The sequence below is a fragment of the Bifidobacterium ruminantium DSM 6489 genome (genome assembly GCF_000770925.1).
In the GTDB taxonomy this organism is placed as follows: domain Bacteria; phylum Actinomycetota; class Actinomycetes; order Actinomycetales; family Bifidobacteriaceae; genus Bifidobacterium; species Bifidobacterium ruminantium.
Map to the genome: position 1 here is coordinate 164913 of NZ_JDTK01000002.1, position 19389 is coordinate 184301.

Annotated in this window: 15 protein-coding genes and 1 tRNA gene; 9 read left to right on the forward strand and 7 right to left on the reverse strand. The window is 61.3% G+C overall.

What is annotated here, in order from left to right; translation table 11 throughout:
* Positions 1 to 50 precede the first annotated feature (50 nt).
* Entirely contained in the window at positions 51 to 1964 is a 1914-nt protein-coding gene (locus OU26_RS01850) for a PspC domain-containing protein (RefSeq protein WP_237743824.1), read from the forward strand.
* Positions 1961 to 2593: a hypothetical protein gene (locus OU26_RS01855; protein WP_026646469.1), complete on the forward strand. Its 633-nt coding sequence runs from the start codon at positions 1961 to 1963 to the stop codon at positions 2591 to 2593. The genes OU26_RS01850 and OU26_RS01855 overlap by 4 nt, the downstream gene beginning before the upstream one ends.
* Here the strand turns inward: OU26_RS01855 and OU26_RS01860 are convergent.
* The 3 genes from OU26_RS01860 to OU26_RS01870 all read right to left on the reverse strand — a co-directional run bounded on the left by OU26_RS01860 (position 2552) and on the right by OU26_RS01870 (position 6139).
* Complete coding sequence (locus OU26_RS01860; RefSeq protein WP_081815631.1) at positions 2552 to 4300, reverse strand: alpha/beta hydrolase family protein; 1749 nt, start codon at positions 4298 to 4300, stop codon at positions 2552 to 2554. The genes OU26_RS01855 and OU26_RS01860 overlap by 42 nt on opposite strands.
* Before the next feature lie 449 nt (positions 4301 to 4749).
* Positions 4750 to 5904 carry an MFS transporter gene (locus tag OU26_RS01865; protein WP_026646467.1) on the reverse strand — a complete coding sequence of 385 codons (1155 nt, stop codon included), beginning with the start codon at positions 5902 to 5904 and terminating at the stop codon, positions 4750 to 4752.
* Positions 5905 to 6065: 161 nt separating this feature from the next.
* Positions 6066 to 6139 (reverse strand) — tRNA-Pro (locus OU26_RS01870).
* Positions 6140 to 6234: 95 nt separating this feature from the next.
* On the opposite strand from OU26_RS01870, the gene lysS reads away from it, so the two are divergent.
* The 3 genes from lysS to OU26_RS01885 all read left to right on the forward strand — a co-directional run bounded on the left by lysS (position 6235) and on the right by OU26_RS01885 (position 10068).
* Positions 6235 to 7914 carry a lysine--tRNA ligase gene (lysS, locus tag OU26_RS01875; protein WP_026646466.1) on the forward strand — a complete coding sequence of 560 codons (1680 nt, stop codon included), beginning with the start codon at positions 6235 to 6237 and terminating at the stop codon, positions 7912 to 7914.
* Positions 7915 to 8136: 222 nt separating this feature from the next.
* Positions 8137 to 9219, forward strand: coding sequence for a 1,4-dihydroxy-2-naphthoate octaprenyltransferase (menA, locus tag OU26_RS01880; protein WP_026646465.1), 1083 nt, complete (start codon positions 8137 to 8139; stop codon positions 9217 to 9219).
* Between the two features lie 108 nt (positions 9220 to 9327).
* Positions 9328 to 10068 (forward strand): phosphoglyceromutase, encoded by a 741-nt coding sequence (locus OU26_RS01885; protein WP_026646464.1) that lies wholly within the window; start codon positions 9328 to 9330, stop codon positions 10066 to 10068.
* 212 nt (positions 10069 to 10280) lie between these two features.
* Here OU26_RS01885 and OU26_RS01890 read toward each other — a convergent pair whose 3' ends face one another.
* On the reverse strand, positions 10281 to 12161 hold the full coding sequence (locus OU26_RS01890; RefSeq protein ID WP_026646463.1) for an oleate hydratase: 1881 nt from the start codon (positions 12159 to 12161) through the stop codon (positions 10281 to 10283).
* A gap of 319 nt (positions 12162 to 12480) precedes the next feature.
* A complete protein-coding gene (phoU, locus tag OU26_RS01895; protein ID WP_026646462.1) occupies positions 12481 to 13161 on the reverse strand; it encodes a phosphate signaling complex protein PhoU in 681 nt (226 codons plus the stop codon).
* 194 nt (positions 13162 to 13355) lie between these two features.
* Here phoU and OU26_RS01900 point away from each other — a divergent pair, with 194 nt between their 5' ends.
* Positions 13356 to 14531, forward strand: coding sequence for a sensor histidine kinase (locus OU26_RS01900; protein ID WP_081815630.1), 1176 nt, complete (start codon positions 13356 to 13358; stop codon positions 14529 to 14531).
* A 115-nt stretch (positions 14532 to 14646) separates the two neighbouring features.
* On the opposite strand, the gene OU26_RS01905 is transcribed toward OU26_RS01900, so the two are convergent.
* Positions 14647 to 14901, reverse strand: coding sequence for a DUF2530 domain-containing protein (locus OU26_RS01905; protein ID WP_026646460.1), 255 nt, complete (start codon positions 14899 to 14901; stop codon positions 14647 to 14649).
* A gap of 30 nt (positions 14902 to 14931) precedes the next feature.
* The gene (serC, locus tag OU26_RS01910; protein ID WP_026646459.1) at positions 14932 to 16074 is read right to left on the reverse strand and encodes a phosphoserine transaminase; all 1143 of its coding nucleotides are present in this window, start codon (positions 16072 to 16074) and stop codon (positions 14932 to 14934) included.
* 238 nt (positions 16075 to 16312) lie between these two features.
* On the opposite strand from serC, the gene OU26_RS01915 reads away from it, so the two are divergent.
* The 3 genes from OU26_RS01915 (at position 16313) to OU26_RS01925 (ending at position 19282) form a co-directional block, all read left to right on the forward strand.
* Positions 16313 to 17248 (forward strand): CHAP domain-containing protein, encoded by a 936-nt coding sequence (locus tag OU26_RS01915; protein ID WP_026646458.1) that lies wholly within the window; start codon positions 16313 to 16315, stop codon positions 17246 to 17248.
* A gap of 75 nt (positions 17249 to 17323) precedes the next feature.
* Positions 17324 to 18091 (forward strand): C40 family peptidase, encoded by a 768-nt coding sequence (locus OU26_RS01920; RefSeq protein ID WP_026646457.1) that lies wholly within the window; start codon positions 17324 to 17326, stop codon positions 18089 to 18091.
* Positions 18092 to 18247: 156 nt separating this feature from the next.
* Positions 18248 to 19282: a universal stress protein gene (locus OU26_RS01925; protein ID WP_026646456.1), complete on the forward strand. Its 1035-nt coding sequence runs from the start codon at positions 18248 to 18250 to the stop codon at positions 19280 to 19282.
* Positions 19283 to 19389 lie beyond the last annotated feature (107 nt).

The window sequence follows — 19389 nt, forward strand, 5'->3', positions numbered from 1 at the left end:
CAGGGTGTTCCCCGATACGTATGACGGCTGCGGATTGCTGTAATGGAGATATGAGCAACGCAAACAACAATCCGCAAGGCGGCAGTGCCGCTGGTTCTGCCGAACCGCAATCGCAGCCACGGCCGCCGATGTATCAGCCGCAGCCGAATCGCGGCAATCGATTCTTCGCATGGATCCGCTCCAGCCGGATCACGCGCGGCCGCAACCGGTGGATCGCAGGCGTGTGCGACGGCGTGGCGCGCCGCTTGGGATGGAACGCCACCCTGGTCCGCGCGCTGGTGATTCTCACCTCGCTACTGTTCGGCGCCGGAGCGGCGTTCTACGCATTGGCCTGGTTCCTGCTACCGGACGAGACGGATGGTCGGATCCTGTGCGAGGAGCTGGTCAACGGCCATTGGGATTGGAACTGCGCGGGCGCGCTGGTATGCGCCGCGGTGGCGCTGTGCCTGCCCGGCGCCGGATGGCTGGCGTTCGGCGTGGCCGTGCTGGTGTTCTGGCTGCTGGTGAACCGCCAGTCGTATGCGGCGAGCTGGCAGCCGCCGCAGCAGGGCGGATCGTGGCCTGGGCAGCCTGCTCAGCCCGTTCAGCCGGGACAGCCGGTGCGGCCTGCGCAATCGCAATATATGCCGCAGCCGATGTCCACGAACACGGCCACCACTGCAAACATGCCCGGCACGCCAGGCCAGCCGATGCCGCAGCCGACGTGTCCCGCGCCTTCCGGCTACCAGCAGTACGCGCGTCCCGTCCAATCGCCATACCAGACGTTTCAGCAGCCGGTGAACCCGCCTGCAGCGTTTGCCACGGCCAATGTGCCGCCGACCTTCACCGCTCCGCCGACGGTGGCGGCGCCGCAGTCGAAACGCGCCCGCCGCAAGCCAGCCGGACCGCTGCTGGTACTGGTGACGCTTGGCTTGGCATTGCTGGCGATCGCCGGATCTGGCTGGTACGCCATTACGATGCCGGTTGATTGGGATTACGCCTTGCGCGTGCTGCGTCTCGCCACACTGTGCTGCGGCGGCATCTGCCTGGGAATCGGCGTGGTGATCGTCGTGCTTGGTTGCATGGGCCGTCGCACCGGCGGCCTGCATCCGCTGGCATGGTGCGCGGCGTTCATGGCCGTGGTGATGACGTTCTGCACGAGTGCGGTGGCATGGGAAAGCCGCGATTGGATGATGTCGAATGACTACCACCGCACGACGGTCTCCGGCATCGTGACATGGAGCGACACCAGCGACGCCCAGATGAAACGATACGAACAGGGACTGGTGGTGGTCGGCAAGAACTACGCCAACGATGTGCTCGACATCGATTTGAGCGGATATCCGGCAGCGCATGGCAAGCACAAGGTCAAGCTCAACGACGGCACGTACGGCGAAAGCTCATGTCCGACAGGGAAGCTGAATCTGGTGGTGGTGAACGCCCAGGTGGTGGTCACGCTGCCGGACGGATGCCAGTGGTCGGTCAGCGATCCGGACGACGGCTACACCAACGTCACGGATTACATAGGAGGGCCGGACGGGATTACGTTCTTCAACGGCACGGGCTTCATGGGCCTGTCCCTCGATGAGAACGATGATTCGGGACTCGGCCATCATGGCGTGAACAAGGGCGTTCCGGCGCTCAACGGCACCACCGATTTCGACGATTCCGGCGATGATGATGCGGGCGATGCCGGTTCGGATACGGAGAACGATTCGCAGGATTCGGTATACGCCGGCACGGATCTCGACAAGGCATTCAAAACGATCTACGAGAACAAGTGGTATTGGCCGTCGATCGATTCGGACAAGGCTCCGGAGGAACCGGATCTGTATGTCAACGTCGATGGGACGGTCGGCGGCAGTGTCACCATGCAGTACACGTCCGACAGCAAGCTGCCAGTGGGAACGACGGGCGGCCAATCGCATGGCAGCGTCGATGGAAAGAACGTCGGGAAAAGCGCCAGCGGAAAGGAAACGAAATGAGTGACGAGAAAACCCGTGAAGTGCCGTTGACCGACGTCATGGGAATCGCGGAGGTCTCGGACGAGCCCACGGAAACCCTGCCGGCCGTCGACGATCCGGGCGAGGCGAAGACCGAATCGTTCCAGAAGCCGTTCGACGGCGGTCCGGAAGCGCAGAGGAAGTTCGAATCGCAGGACGAGGCCGAATCGCAGGACGAGGCCGAATCGCTGGAAACCTCCGGACAAGACATGCGCGGAAGCTTTGCGGGCCGTTCGGCACGTCCGACCGGTTCCGTCAAATCGGCTGATCCAGCCAAATCAGCCGAGCCGGTCGACCCCTCCAAGCAAGTGCGCATCGGCAAAACGGACGGCGAGCTGGTAATCCGCCCGTCCGGACCAAGCACCGGAACTATCGTGCTGGGCGTGTTCTTCTGCCTGATCGGCCTGATGTCCATGCTGTGCCTGCTGCCCATCGGCGCATGGCGGTGGATGCCGAATCCCTCGACGCTGTTCTTCTACGTGGTCGGCGGTCTCGGCGCGCTGCTGCTCATCATTTCCGTGGTCTGGGCCGTCGTCGCCGCGGTGCGTCTGCGCCGACGGGAACGCCAGTCAGCAGAACAGTCCCCAGAAAGCCAGCAGCGCCAACGATAGCGCCGCCGACACCACCACACACGTGGCCACGATGACATGGCCGGATCCGATGCATGCTTTTCCATCTTTTCCTATATCGCATCGGCTTCCGGCTGCGGCATCGTGGCCATTATTCATATCCGCATCGTCATCTATGCTTGCAATCGCGCGATTCCTAGCATGACGACGGCACGCGTCCACGATGATTTCCGCCAACAGCCAGGCGAACGCGACAAGGCTCAGCCATGTGAGCATGACGATGGCATGCCAGTTCTTGGCAAGCACCGCCGAATTGTCGGTCAACGAGATCGCATCAATGATGACGGTGACCAGATACGCCAGGAACACGCCGGTCGTGCCGACGGCAAGGAGGGTGTTGAGCGCCAGTGCGACGCGCATGCCGACCGGGAATCGATGGTCGGTTATTGCGATTGGACGTGCTGCATTCGGTTGTGTGGACGGACCTGTCGGTGTGGTCGCATCCGTTGAAAACATTGAAGTCGAATCCGTTGGCTCCGCCGGTTCCGTCGAAGCCGAATCGTGCGATATCCGCCGTGACGCACGGCGCTCGCGCACCCAGCCGGCGATGAGCAGAATTGGCGCGCCGCACATCGCCAGCAGCGCGCAGAGCGGGCAAACCGCGATTGCGCCGACAATCACACCCATCGACTTCACCAGCGCGGGCGGGGTCTTCAGCGGTGCCGTGACCGTCTGATTCGGCTGCGTTCCGGCGATCATCGGCGTTGCCCAGCCGTTCGCACCCGTGCCGCTCGTCACCGCGTTGATCCAATCCTCCAGATCGTGCGTGTAATGCGGTTCCAACGGCAGTCCCGGAACCGTCTGATTCGAACCGGTTCGAAGCTGATGGTTCGCGTCATAATACCGCAGCGTCACATTCGTATTGCCAGCCTGGTTTGCGGCTTTGATCAGCAGCCGCGCGCCCTGTTCGACCGGCATGGCTGTGTCCTTGACGCCATAGTTGATGAGTAGCGGCATGGTGAGCGATCTGCGGTATTTGGCCGCGTCGAAATCCGCATAGGCGAGTCCCATGCGTTGTGTGCCAAGGCTGGTGATGCGCGGAATAAGCTGCTTGACGGCATCGGGTGCGCCCGCGGCGGTCAGATAATTGGTGGCTGCGAGCGTCATCTGCTGACGGCCCGAAACGACCGGGGGAGAGGTGAGGATGGCGAAGGCAAGATCCGGATGCTGTTGCGTCAGCACGGTGGCGATCCATGTGCCTTCCGATTCGGCGTAGATGCCGGTTTCCGATCTGCTCACGCCCGGCCATTTTCTCAGGATTTCCAGCGATTTCGCATAGTCGTGCGCGCTGGACACGTAGTCGCGGTGCAGCATGGTGTAGTTGTCGAGCCGCTTGTCCGGCACGAGAGTGGTGATGCCGGCCGACGCCATCGCGTTCGCCACGTCGACGAACGCCTCCGACGATTTGCCGGTGCCCGAACCGTGCAGGAACAGGCATGCGGGACGATCTGCCGGCGCGTCGAGCGGCTCGCGAACGATGGCATTCACGGTTTTGCCGCCGTCCAACGCGACCGTGATATGCGTTTCCTTGGTGCGGTACGCGCCCTCCTGCGGGGTTTTGAACACGGCACCTGTGGCCGGGTCAACGGCTTGGATAGCGGTATTGGTCGTGGTGAGCGTGATATGGTCCGTGAACGGCTCGACCTGCCATTTCGGCGCCATCGCATTGCCGAGCGCGCATAGGACCATGGTCAGAAGAAGCGCCAGCGCGGTAGTCGCCGCGCAGGTGACGAGAATTCGTTTCACAATGCTTCGCACGGTACGCCACTCTAGTCGTATTCGGCGTGCGTGGCGCGGAAAACACGGAATCATGGGGAATCCGCGTATAATCGCGATTTCGTAATCGCCAACCGACGTTTCGTGCTGCAAATCAACACGAAACCAGGGGAAAATCGCAATAACCCCTTCCACAATCCACCTGTGGATATGTGGAAATCCTTTGATGCGGGCAGACGTCGGTTCCATCGCATCCCCTCCGCCAAACCGACGCTGAGCGTCCTCCAGCCGTCGGTTTCGCCGCACCTTTTCCGCCAAACCGACGCTTAGGCCCTCCTCAGCGTCGGTTTCGCGGATTGGGGGCGATGGAATCGACGCTGAGATGGGATTTGGGGGAGAAGGATGGGAAGGTTGGGATGGGGCTAGGCGCGGGCTTCGTAGCGACGGGTGTAGAGCACCAGCAGGATGACGGCGAGCAGGCTGATCGGCGCGCCTGCGATGCCGGTGAAATGGTAATTCATCGCCGTCGCGGTCAGTGCCGCTCCGCCGACGATGGAACCGATCGCATTGCCGAAATTGAAGGCGATTTGTACGGCGGCACCGGCAATCAGCTCGCCGCCGCCTTCGCCCGCCTGCACCATCAGCAGTTGCTGTGGCGATGAATTGAAGAACAGCGCGAAACCGATGATGAACGTCAGCAACGCGGTGGTCGCATGATTGCCGGGCAACAGGAAGACCAGCAACAGTCCGCACAAGGCGATGCCGTGCGATAGCGCCGCGGTCGCGCCCGCCTTCCACAGGTCGGTCAGCCTGCCGCCCACGATGCCGCCGACCACCATGCCGAGGCCGGCGAGCACCATCAGCATCGGCACCATCGTCGCCGACCATCCGCCGGTTTTCTGCAACCACGGCGACACGTAGCTCCACCAGCAGAAGATGCCCGAATTGCCGAAGAACACGGCCAGCAGAATCAGCCACGGGCCGGGATGGGTGAGGAAGCGGAACTGCCCCTTGATGCCGGCGTCCTTGATCGGATCGATGGACGGCACCCACGAAATCACCACGACGATCGTCATAAGCGCCCAGGCGGCCAGAATCGCAAACGCCAGCCGCCAGGACATCGCCTCGGCGAGCAACGTTCCCGCGGGCACGCCCAGCATGTTGGCCACCGTCTGGCCCATCACCATCATGGACACGGATTGCGCCTCCTTGCCCTTGTCGGCAAGCGTTTTGGCGATCGGCGTGGCCGTGCCGAAGAACGCGCCATGCGGCAGGCCGGAAATGAAACGCGCCACCAGCAGCATCGGCGAGCAGAAGGAGACGGCGCTGAGCGTGTTGCCGACCAACGCGATGGCCATGAACAGGATGATGAGATGCTTCGGCGGCACCTTGCGGCCGAACACCAGGATCAGTGTGCCGATACACACGCCGATGGCGTATGCGGAGATGTAATGGCCGGCCGCGGGAATGCTGACATGCATGGCGGTGGCCGTCTGGGGCAGGATGCCCATCATCACGAATTCGGCGGCGCCGAGGATGAGGGCGCCGGAGGCCAGCGCCAGAATGCTTCTCTTCATGGGGATTCCTTATTTTGGATTGTCCGCCGAACCAGCACTTGGATGGTGCCAAGCGTCGGTTCGATATTGCGATTCCCGCGAAACCGACGGTGAGACGGTGCCAAGCGTCGGTTTGATGGAAAGGCAAAGAAAAAGGCGGAACCGAAGTTCCGCCTTAGTTGTCGGGCTGGCGGGATTTGAACCCGCGGCCTCTTCGTCCCGAACGAAGCGCGCTACCAAGCTGCGCTACAGCCCGTTTGGCAACAGTTGGTTATGTTACACGATTGCGCGGTGCTTGCAAATACGGCGTGTCGCGTGTTGTGTAGTGGCTTCTCGGTACACTGTTGGCTTATGACTGAGACCAATGAATCCCAAGAAAACCAGAATGAGGACGAGGCTGCGGTCCCCACTATGACCACGGTGGAACGCGCCGAAATGCTGCTGCAGCAGGATGCTGCGATTCGCGCCAAGATCAACGACGGCGCCACTTTGGACGAGGCCGTGGACCCGTCCAACAAGGAATTCGGCCCGCTGGCCCACCCGGAGCAGGTGCAGATGCGTGTGGCCAAGCGCGCCATGATGCTCAAGGAAGGCATCCAGCCGTACCCGGTGACCCTCGACGTCACCGCCACCATCGAAGAGGTCCGCGCCAAGTACGACGGCAAGCTCGAAGCGGGCGACGAGACCGAGGACGTGGTCGGCATCGCCGGCCGTGTGCTGTTCCTGCGCAACGCGGGCGGCCTGTGCTTCGTGCAGCTGTCCGCCGGCGATGGCACCAAGATCCAGGGCATGATCTCCAAGAAGGAGATTGGCGCCGACTCTCTGAAGCAGTTCAAGCAGCTGGTCGACTTGGGCGACCACCTGTTCATCAAGGGCCGAGTGATCGCCTCCAAAACCGGCGAACTGTCCGTGTTCGCCACCGAATGGGCAATCGCCGCCAAGGCGCTGCAGCCGCTGCCGGCGCTGCACAAGGACCTGAACGAGGACACTCGCACCCGCAAGCCGTACATCGGCATGATCGCGGACGAGAAGATCCGCAACATGGTGCGCAACCGTTCCAAGGCCGTCGCCTCCCTGCGCAAGACCTTCGCCGACCATGACTTCCTCGAGGTCGAGACCCCGATGCTGCAGACCGTGCACGGCGGCGCCGCGGCCCGTCCGTTCACCACGCATATGAACGCCTTCGACTTGGACCTCTACCTGCGCATCGCGCCGGAACTGTTCCTGAAGCGTTGCCTCGTCGGTGGCATCGACCGCGTGTTCGAAATCAACCGCGACTTCCGCAACGAGGGCGTCGACGCCACCCACGCCCCGGAATTCACCATGGTCGAGGCATACCAGGCCTACGGCGACTATGACACCATCGGCGCGCTCGTCAAGCAGCTCGTGCAGGACACTGCCATGGACGTGTTCGGCAGCCACAAGGTGACGCTGCTGGACGGCACCGAATACGATTTCGGCGGCGAATGGAAGACCATCAGCATGTACGACTCCCTTTCCAAGGCCCTGGGCGAGGAAATCGTGCCGAACGGCGGTCCGGACAACCCCGGCACCTCCGTGGAGCACTTGGGCGAGATCGCCGACAAGCTCGGCGTGGAACGCGACGACGTGGAGAACCACGGCAAGCTCGTCGAACACCTGTGGGAGCACTTCTACGAGGACAAGCTGTACGAGCCGACCTTCGTGCGCGACTTCCCGGTCGAGACCTCCCCGCTGGTCAAGGGCCACCGTTCCAAGGCCGGCGTGGTCGAGAAGTGGGATCTGTACGTGCGCGGCTTCGAACTGGCCACCGGCTACTCCGAGCTCAACGACCCGGTCGTGCAGCGCGAACGCTTCGTGGCCCAGGCCAAGGACGCGCTCGCCGGTGACGAGGAGGCCTGCGATATCGATGAGGACTTCCTGGAGGCCCTCGGCGTGGGCATGCCTCCGGCAGGCGGTATGGGCATGGGCATCGACCGACTGCTCATCGCACTGACCGGCGCCACCATCCGCGAGACCATCACCTTCCCGCTTGTCAAACCGCTGAATTGAGCAAAGCTCAATTCATATCGGTTTGACGCGAGCCGCGGCATCCCGCTTGGCAGGATGCCGCCCGAGGAGAAGAACAGTCCTGTGGACTGTTCTCCGACGAAGGTATCCGCTTGCCGCCGGAGCCATCCTTAAAAAATAAAAGAGCAATTACTAAAGGGCGTTCCCAATACGGGAGCGCCCTTTTGCATACCCTCGCACACTCTCGCACACCCAACATCTAACATGAGATTCATGGAAATATCGGCTTGGATTCGCGGCGCTCGCCTGAAAACCCTGCCGCTGGCGATCGCCCCAGTGGTTATCGGGGCCGCGCTGTCGTGGCGGGGCGTGTTTCTTTACTCGCAGGGTGGCGATATATGGCATGAGCCGTGTCCGTTCTTCGGCGGGCAGCATGACTTGAGCGAATTGAAATTCGGCTCGCTGGTCGGCGAATGCCAGCGTTCCGCAGGCTGGTTCATCTTGGTGGCGGTGCTGTGCGGTTGCGTGGCGTTGTTCCTGCAGGTCGCCGCGAATTTCGCGAACGACTATTCCGACGGCATACGTGGCACCGACGAGGGGCGTGCCGTCGATTCCGCACGGTCATTTGCAAAAACACCATCCGCGGAATCGACTTCGACTCCGGAAATGCTTCCGGCATCGCAGCCCCAGCATGGCCCGGCCCGCCTCGTCGCATCCGGCGTGAATCCGAAGAAAGTACTGGCCGCGGCCGGAATCAACGCGCTGATCGCCTGCCTGTGCGGTCTGGCCGTTATTGCGTTGACCGGTTATTGGTGGTTCATCCTGGTCGGCGTCGCCTGCCTTGTGGCCGGGTGGTGTTACGTCGGCGGCAAACACCCCTATGGCTACCACTACTTGGGCGAGATATTCGTCTTCGTCTTCTTCGGCCTGGTCGCCACCTGCGGCACGATGTTCGCCCTGACCGGCACAGTCTCCCTAAGCGGAGTTCTCGGTGGCGCGAACGTCGGTTTTATCGCCGTCGCGGTCCTGTGCGTCAACAACTTGCGTGACATCGAATCCGACCGCGAACACGGCAAACACACGTGGATGACCGCCTTGGGCCGGCGCAACGGTACCGTATTCACAATCGTGCTGCTGGCCGCTGCCATACTGCTGGCTGTCGCGTATGCCAAGCTGCAATCGGCGTGCACGATCCCGACAATCATCATGCTGGCGATCACCTGCGCGATATGCGCTGCTGTAGCCGTCGCAATCGCAAGAAAACACTACGGCAAAGCACTGCCGCTCTGCACATTCGCCTCGCTGGCGCTCGCCGCCGCATTTGTCGCGACGGTGGCATTCGCTTGAGCCCGACTGCAAACGTCCGTGCAACGGAATGAAAATTGTTTCATGACCGTAACCGAATAATCGTCATCATCGGTTGTGTTGGCCGCACAAGGCGGTAGACTGGCAACTATGACTTACAAACTAGTACTGCTCCGTCATGGACAGAGCGCATGGAATAAAACCAATCAGTTCACCGGCTGGGTCGATGTCCCGCTGACCGAGCAGGGTGTCGAGGAAGCCAAGAACGGTGGCCGCCTGCTCAAGGAGAAGAACGTCCTTCCGGATATCGTCTTCACTTCGATGCTGCGTCGCGCCATCAACACCGCCAACTACGCGCTGGACGAGGCCGATCGCCTGTGGATCCCCGTCAAGCGCAGCTGGCGTCTCAACGAGCGTCACTACGGCGCTCTGCAGGGCAAGAACAAGACCGCCATCCGCGAAGAGTATGGCGACGAGAAGTTCATGCTGTGGCGTCGTTCCTACGCCACCCCGCCGCCGGACATCAATCCGGACGACGAGTACGCGCAGAACCATGATCCGCGCTACACCGGCGATCCGGTTCCGGAAGCCGAATGCCTGGCCGATGTGGTCAAGCGCGTTGAGCCGTACTTCAAGTCCGACATCGAGCCGGAGCTGAAGGCCGGCAAGACCGTTCTGATCGCCGCCCACGGCAACAGCCTGCGCGCCATCGTGAAGATGCTTGACAACCTCTCCGAAGAGGAGATCGCCAAGGTCAACATCCCGACCGCAATGCCGCTGCTGTACGAGCTGGACGAGAACTTCAAACCGATCAAGCCGCGTGGCGAGTACCTGGATCCGGAAGCCGCAGCTGCCGGTGCCGCCGCTGTCGCCGCCCAGGGCCAGAAGTGAGTTCGCTGCGATTGATACGCGGGCTATCGCGTTCAGTCGCATGAAACGCATATGAAAAGGTAGGAATCCACAGTACGTGGGTTCCCACCTTTTTACGTCCGGCGCCTTTGTCGGAATGCCGCGCTCGTCTGACGTTCGCCTGCCGTGCCGTCCGTCGTGCACAATTCGAAATATCGAAATGCGCGCGACGGACGGACGCTATCGCAATCGGCTCAGATCACGCCGTATTCTTTGAGCAGCTTCGGCACATCCGTGGAATCCAGCTTCTTCAGGACCTGCTTCAGCAGTGTCTTCTCGACGATATTGAGGTTCATGTCGGTGATCGGCTTGCCGTCGCGCAGCATCACCGTGGCGTTGAGCAGGTCGCGTATGTCGTAGACCGAGCCCCACACCTCGGGTACGCCGCGATCCACATCGCACAGTGTGTATACGGCCTCCATGCCGGTGCGCATCGAATATTCGGTGGTGAAGATCGTGTCGCGCGGGGTTTCCGCGAATTGGCCGAGGAACGCGAAGTTCACCGCGCCGTCCGGCACCACGTCGGGCCGGTCGCCGGCGGATCGTGGCATGAAGAACGCGTCGATGTACGGCATCATCACTGGTATGGTGTTGGCGTGGTTGCTGGCCAGATCCTCGATCTTGTCGGTCGGCACGCCCATATGGTAGAGCCATTCGGCGCAAATCTCCTCGCCGGTGCATTCCCGCATCGGCTTCTTCACGTAATTGCCGGGCTTGTCCGGGAACAGGCCGTACACCCATACGCACAGCTGGTCCTTCGGCTGGTCCCGGAACTGCTGCTGGCGGTTGAGCGTCCAACTCATCAGCCAATTGGAATCCTCCACGGTGACGATGCCTCCCGTCACCACATGACCGGTGAACGGATCGCGCTTGCAGATCTTCTGGATGTACGGCGGAATCTCCATGTCAAGCGTGGTGACGGTGGCGCTCATCCACTTCGAATGCTCCGGATCGGAGCAGAACACGTCCGGGTGTCCGAAGCTTGGATCCTGTGCTGCGATGCGACGCCACATGTCCCATCCACCGCCGGGCTTGATGTCCGGCGTCCAAGCCGCGGCCGTGGTCTGCGAACCCATGGAGGAGTTCTCCACGCAGCCGCCGTTGGTGATGAACACCAGGTCATTATCGGTCAGGTCGATGCTGCGGGACGTGCCGTCGGCTTCGGTCAGGTCGATGCGCGTGGCCGCCTTCTTGGTCGGCGAGCTGTAGGGATTGCGTGGATAGGCACCGTATTCGGCCTGCTTCCTGAGAATCGTATCCTGACCGGTTTCAGTGCGTTGACGCACGGGACCCATGCCTCCGCCGATGGCGAATGCGATGTTCTCCACCTTCACGTTGTAGTGGAACTGCACGCCGAAGCTTTCCAGATACTTGATCATCGGTAGGATCATCGACTCGTACTGGTTGTAGCGGGTGAAACGCAGCGCGCTGAAATCGGGCAGGCCGCCGATGTGGTGGATGTAACGGCGGATGTACAGCTTCATTTCCAATGCGCTATGCCAGTTCTCGAAGGCGAACATGGTGCGCCAGTACATCCAGAAGTTCGAATTGAACACCTCGTCGTCGAAGAAGTCGGAAATCTTCTTGCCGTACAGCTCCTCGTCCGGCGTGAAGAACAGCTTCATGATCTCCATCGCGGCCTTGTCGGAAAGCGCAAACTTGCCGTTCGTGCCGCCGTCGGCGCCGCGGGCCTTGGTGGAGCGGCACAGCGAGAAGTTCGGATCCTCCTTGTTGAGCCAGTAGTACTCATCCAATACGGAAACGCCCTCGGTCTCGATGGAGGGGATGGAACGGAACAGATCCCACATCACTTCGAAATGGTTGTCCATCTCACGTCCGCCGCGCATCACATAGCCCAGTCCCGGGATGTTCGCGCCATCGCAGGCGCCGCCGGGGATCGCGTCCTTCTCGAACACATGGATGTGGCTGCCGGGCATCTGCGCGTCGCGTACCAGATAGCAGGCCGCGCTCAGGGCGGCAAGTCCGGTGCCGATGATGTAGGCGTTCTTGTCGTCGATTCCCTCGGGCTTCTTCGGCCGGGCGACCGCTTCGTAATTGCCGTTGGAATAGTACATGACTTCCTCCTTTGGACGTCGCTGGGCACTATTGTGCCGCGTCGTTGGGCGCAAGTATACGGGCATGAACTGGACGCGATGTCTAATTTTGTGGATGTCGGAGGAATTTCGCTTATAGGTGGCGGATTTCGCTTGTGTGCGAAAGTGATTTTGCCTATATGTGGCAGATTTTCTTTGCAAAAGGTTGTTCGGGGGTGAGAAATTTACCCCCTTGGGATGTTTTGTCCGAAGCTATCTGCCACATATAAGCGAAATGGGTGGCTTCCAAACGGAAACCACCCATCTCGTCAAGGAAAATGCAAGAAAAGGAGAGGCTCAATCAGTCGATGTCGGTGCCTTCGTCGCGGGTCGGCTCCTTGGACGGGTCGAAGCCGGAGACGATGAACACGACGCGACGGGCCGCGGAAACGGCGTGGTCGCCAAGACGCTCCATGAAACGGCCGATCAGCACCACGTCGATAAGCTGCTGGTTGGTGCCCGACCAGGTTTCGGACTGCGCCAGTTCGAAGGTCTTCTTGTGCAGGGCGTCGAGCTTGTCGTCGTTGAGGATGATCTCCTCGGCCGTCTTGGTGTCGCGGTCGGAGAGCATGGAAGTCATCTGGTCGGCCACATTATCCAGGAACGCCTGCATTTCCGCGAACAGCGGCTGTGCCTCGGCCGGCAGTGGGGAGGCCGGATAGGTGCGGCGGGCCGCTTCGGCGATATGGCGGGCCAGATCGCCCATGCGCTCGAAGGTGGCGGCCAGACGCAGCGTGGAAACGACCACGCGCAGGTCGGTGGCCACCGGGCTCTGCTTGGCCAGCAGCTTCACGCACTGGTCGATGACGCTGGATTCGAGGGCGTCGATTTCGATGTCTCCGTCGATGACCGCCTGGGCCGCTTCGAGATTCTGGTTGATCAACGCGTCGCCGGCGCCGTTGATCGCCTTGCGGACGTCCTGCACCATGCGGTCGAGGTCATCGGCGACAGCCTTGAGCTCTTCGTTGAAAATAACGCGCATATGCTTGCCTTTCAAATGCTTCACGTATGTTGGTATCAGGTTCGGATATAGCCTTTTCCAAGTGTATTAGGTAAACGGCGGCTCCGCATGCGTCGAACGTGTTGTTCCGTCAAAGTTCACCCGTGCGTTCACCCTGCGTTCACGAACGCGCGGAGCCGTCCACGGGCATGTCCGGATTATGCGAGAATGAAGGCATGTTTGAATCCCTGAAGGCGTGGTGGGGCGATCTGACGCATCGCCGTGACGATGGCCGTGATGCTGGTGACGATACGTTGGATGATGCGACGAACGCGTTGCTGTCCATTCTTCCGTTGGTCTCCATCGTGGTCGACGAGCATGACGAGGTGGTGCGCGCGCATCCCGACGCCTATGCCCTTGGCGTGGTGCGGGACGACGCCATTGCGGACGACACCGTGGCAAGGGCGGTGCACGAGGTGCGTTCCTACGGTGGCAAAAGGCAGTTCGATCTGACGACCACCACATTGCATTCGCCGAAGAAGGCGCCCAAGGCCGGCCGACCATCCGTTCGCGAGATGGCCAGACAGTCGCTGATGGGGCAATCGCAGGACAAACCCTCCACGTCGGTGTCCCGCCCGAACTGGTTGAAGGTGATCGTAGGCAGACTCAACGAACGGTTCGTGGTGGTGCTCGTCTCCGATGTGAGCGATACGGTCCGGTTCTCCCAGATGCGTGACTCCTTCATCGTCAACGTTTCCGAGCAGCTGCTCAAGCCGACGCAATCGTTGGAGGAGCTTGCGGACGCTTTGGAGAACGACAGCGCCGACAGGGAGGTCGTCAAGGAAAGCGCGGCCAAATTACGCCGATCCTGCGCCCACATGAAGCATATGGTGTCCGATCTGCTGCTGCTCATCAAAGCGCAGGAACCGATTCTGCCGACGTCCGACAATCGCATCAACGTCATGGAACAGGTGCAGGCCGTCGCCGACGCGCATCGACAGGCCGCGCGGCAGCGGGGAATCGACATCGAGGTCAATGGCGACGGATCGCTGGAGGTCAATGGTGACGACGAGCAGATCCAAACCGCGATCGCGAAGCTGCTCGAGAATGCCATCTCCTACTCTCCGGATGGCAAGGGAGCGACCGTGTCCGTCAAGCCGGACGAGGATAGTTCGCAGGTGCTGATCAGTGTGATCGACCGCGGTTGCGGCATCGAAAGGAAGGAACAGAGCCGTATTTTCGAGCGGTTCTATCGTGGCGGCAATCAGAACGAGCGTTCCGTCGACGGCGTCGGATTGGGGCTTGCCATCGTCAAGCATGTGGCGTTGACCCATCATGGGTCGGCTTCCGTGTGGAGCGCTCCCGGACAGGGCAGCACGTTCACGTTGACGTTGCCTGCCGCCCGTGGTTAAAGGGTGATGGAAGGTCGAGGAAATGCGATTGTGCCGCTTGCCGTGGTGTTCGACAGGCGGCACAATCGGTTCTTTTTCGCGTTCGGCTGAACTTCCGGTCGGCCGAACAGAGGAATCATTCTCCGAGTCGGCGGTAGTCCCACCGGTCGAAATGCTCCCAGACCAGCATGAGTACGCCGACTACCGTGCCGGCGGCGCACATGGTCTGCGCGCGTTCCGCATTGATTCCGATGGCCAGCAGGATCATGCAGACCTCCAAGGCGATGGCCCACAAGGCGGTGCCGAATGTGAACACCTTCCGCAGATCGACGCGGACCGGTTTCGGGGATGGCTTGCGTACACTCGGGTCGATGATCGGAGCGAGTTTCAGTTTCATGGGAGTCTCACCTCGCGTTTCGGGTCACAGATGCTCGACCACGTAATCGACGCACTTCGTGAGCGCCTCGACATCGCTTGGCTCCACCGAAGGGAACACGCCGATGCGCAGCTGGTTGCGGCCGAGCTTGCGATAGCCGTTGGTATCTACGATGCCGTTCTCGCGCAGTGCCGCGACCACTTGGGATGCGTTGACGTTCTCGTCGAGGTCGATGGTGACCACGGCGTTGGAACGCGCGTTCTTGTCGGAGACGAAGGGCTGCGCGTAGTCGGATTTCTCCGCCCACTGATACAGCAGGGACGCGGAACGGGCGCAGCGCGCCGTGGCCCAGGCAAGTCCGCCGTTGTCGTTGAGCCAGCGCACTTGGCTCTCCAGCATGACCAGTGTGGCCACTGCCGGAGTGTTCAGTGTCTGGTCCTTCCGGGAGTTCTCGATGGCGGAGGTCAGGGAGAGGAACGGAGGGATCCAACGGCGTGCGCCCGGCAGTTTGACGCTTTTTGCGATGCCGTAGGCGCGGTCGATTGCGGCGGGGGAGAGCACGGCGATCCACAGGCCGCCGTCGGAGCCGAACGCCTTCTGCGGGGAGAAGTAGTAGGCGTCGGTCTGGCTGATGTCCACGTCAAGCGCGCCGGCGCCGCTGGTGGCGTCGATGAGGGTCAGTGCGCCCTGTTCCTTGGAACCTTCGATGCGCTTGACCGGGGCCGCCACGCCGGTGGAGGTCTCGTTGTGCGCCCAGCAGTAGGCGTCCACATATTCGGTGAGTTCCGGCAGACGATACGTGCCCGGCTCGCCTTCGAAGATCTCCGGATCCTCGAGGAAGGGCGCGGACTGCGCGGATTTGGCGAACTTCGCGCTGAAGGAGCCGTATGCGCCGAATGCGGCCTTGCGGGTGATGAGCGAGGCGCAGGCGATGTCCCAGAACGCGCTGGCGCCGCCGTTGCCGAGAACCACCTCATAGCCGTCGGGGATATGGAAGAAGTCCGACAGTCCCTCTCGGATGGAGCCGACCACCTGCTTGACCGGGGTCTGGCGGTGGGAGGTTCCCAGGAGATTGCGCGCGCCCGCGTCGAGCGCCTGGATCTGCTCCGGGCGGATCTTGCTCGGTCCCGAGCCGAAGCGTCCGTCCTCGGGAAGCAAATCGGAAGGAATGTTCATGGTGTTCGTCATGGTTCCATAGGGTAGTCAGATGGTCGGATTGCATGACGGCTCGTTCATTTTCCGGCCTTTCCGTCATGGAATGCGGGAAAATGCTGGGGATGCGATCTGGCGATACGGGGAGCAATGTGGGGAATATGGCTCGATGCTAATCCCTATGTCGGTGTAGCCTGTGGTATTGTGTGACGGTTCTGTAATTGCACGGCCATAAGTTGATGCGATTTCTTAATCCGCAAGGAGTGATTGATATATGAGACATGCGGCGCATAAGGCTGCCAAGGCTTCGAGCGCGCGTTTCAGCGTTTCCAAGGCGCTGTTCACGTCCAGCCGCGGTTCCCATACTGCCAAGGCGGTGCGCATGGCGCAGCTGGCGGATGGCGGCGCAGTGGTGGGTCTTGCTCCTGAAGTGGCGGAAAAGCTCAACGAAGTCGCTCCGATGAGCCGCCGTGCCATGCGTGAGGCCGCCAAAGCAGCTTCCCGCAAATCCACGCTGGTCACATCCGCGTCCCTAGCCGCTCTCGTCGGCACCGCGGCGACCGCTCTGGCATTCAGCCAGCAGAACGCCTCCCGTCTGGTGATTGCGGACGATGGCGTCGAGACCACGCAGATCAAACGAGTGTCGGATGGCGCGGCCTCCCGTTCCGAGGACCGTACCGCGCTCAAGGAATCCTCGACCAGCAACAACGGCGGATGGCAGCTGGGCGAGACTAGCGCCTCCATGGATGCCAACCTGTTGTCCAAGTCTCTCGCTGACAATCCGAACGTTGCCGTGCTAATGGATCAGGACAGCTCGGTTCTGCCCGCAGGTTTCAATCCGAACCATGCCACCGGCGAGGATGGCGGCAGCTATCCGTACGGCCAGTGCACTTGGTGGGCCTACACCCGTAGGCACCAGCTGGGATTGCCGGTCGGAAGCCATTTCGGCAATGCCCGCGATTGGGGCGCGTCCGCGAAGGCTTTGGGCTATTGGGTGGACGGCACCCCTCGCCATGTTGGCGACATCATCGTGTTCGCTCCGGGGCAGCAGGGCGCGGACGCCGATTACGGGCATGTGGCGATTGTCGAGAAGATCAATGCCGACGGATCCATCGAGATTTCGGAATCGAATGTGAAGGGTCTTGGCGTGATCTCCAACAGATCCTTCAGCGCGGACGACGCGTCGAAACTGACCTACATTCACTACTGAGCATCCACTACTGGATCGTCGGTCATATCAATGGTCCACCGTCTCTGTATGGGGGATGCGGTATCATCGACGGTGATGAAGAGCATTAAATTATTTCCTTTGATTACTGTGCTCGCCGCGACTTCTTTTGCTTTCGTCGGCGTGGCTCCTACCGCTATTGCCGCAAGTGACGCGACGCGGCAGGAAGCCGTCGTCGCAACCCGTTCCTTCCCGAAGACCAACGCCGTGAAGAAGAACATCCTCGCGGAATCCACATCCACCCAGGTCGAATCCGGCTCGGATTGGGGCGGAGTGGAAAGCCTGAACGTTCCGCAGACGAAGTCCCAGGCTGAGAAGGATCAGGAAGCGGCCGATAAGAAGGCCCAGGAAGAGGAGCAGGCTCGAGCTCAAGCGCAAGCCCAGTCCCAGGCCGCGAACCGTTCCGAAAGCCGTACCGCTTTGAACACGGGATCCGGCACCGCGTCCTCGACCACCAGCATCCCTGCTCCGCCGGCCACCGCCACGGGTCAGGCCCTTGCCCAGTACGCGCTTCAATTCCAGGGCTATCCGTATGTTGCAGGAGGCAATCAGCCGTCCGGCTGGGATTGCTCCGGTTTCGTGCAGTGGGTGTTCTCCCAGTTCGGTGTGAGCCTGCCCCATTATTCCGGCGCGCAGATGAGCGTCGGCTCTCCGGTGGGCAGCATCGCGGATGCCGCTCCTGGAGACATCATCGTCAATTCGCATCACGCCGCCATCTATATCGGCAACGGCATGGTCATCAACGCGTTGGATCCCGCGCAGGGAACCCAGGTCACTTCGTTGGCGGTGTTCACCAGCAGCTATGTGATTCGTCGCGTGCTGTGAATCGGCTTTGCGCTGAAGGCGTATCCCACATGGGATACGCCTTTTTCGTTTGGTTTTCTCCGCGTCGCTACGCGCGAACCGCATGTCGCGCGGTATTGTGGAACGTAGGTGCAACGCACAGTCGCGTTGCCGCGATGTGATTCAAGGAGGTCGCTCATGATTAATGACAAGGCAATCCTCGTTGGTGTTGATGGATCCCACGCCAGCTATAAAGCTACGTGGTGGGCAGCGAATTATGCGAAGCATGCCGGACTGACGCTGCAGATCGTCTGCGCGTACTCGTTGCCAAGCTATGCTGCGGTCTCGTTCGATGCCACATACACGGCCATGGGGGATGACAACGCGGCCCATAACGACGCCCAGGAGATTCTGTCGAAGGCCAAGGCCATTGCCGGCGAGCAGGGTGTCGAAGCATCGACGCTGATCGTCACGGGAGACCCGGCATCCGTGTTCGTCGAACTGTCCCGCAACTACAACCTCATCGTCATCGGCAACCGTGGCAAGGGCGGTCTGGCCGAGCGCCTGCTGGGCACCACCAGCTCCAGCCTGCCGGCTTATGCGTATTGCCCCATCGTCGTGGTGCCGTATACCGACGACGAAGGCAACCTGATGCATCTGAACAACACCATCACCAAAGTCGCCGTCGGCTCCGACGAATCCAAGTGGGGTCTGAAGGCTCTGGAGATCGCCGCCGCGTTCGCCGATTCCTGGGGCGCCGAGCTGGATGTCATCTCCGCGGTGCCCAACATGAAGGGTTCTGAGGATGAGGGCGTCATGGTCTCCTACAAGGAGGATCTCGACGTGCGCATCAAGCCGTTCGAGGAGGCCCATCCGAACCTCAAGATCAACAAGCAGATCGTGCCGGGGCCGGCTATCGGAGCGCTGACCAAGGCCAGCTTCGATCACGACGTGGTCGTGGTCGGCTCCCGTGGCCGTGGCGGCTTCACCGGCTTGCTACTCGGCTCCACCAGCCAGGGTCTGCTGCAGCACGCGGCCGGTCCGGTGTATGTGGTGCCTCGCAAGTATGTGGAGGCCGCGGAAAGCCGTCTCGACACCACGCCGAGCTCGCCTGCCGACATCAAGCCGAAGGCGATCGACGAGATCAAGGGCGTCGAGGAGGTGCCGGTCAAGAAGGCCGAGCCGGAAGTCGCCGAAGCCATCGAGACGAAGATCGATCCGGAACGTCAGTGACATCGCGGTAATCGCCTGATAATCACAGAAAAACGAAGGGCGGTTGCGAATCCCAGCTGGGAATCGCAACCGCCCCTTCGTATGCGTATGCGCGTTCGTGCGTGCGC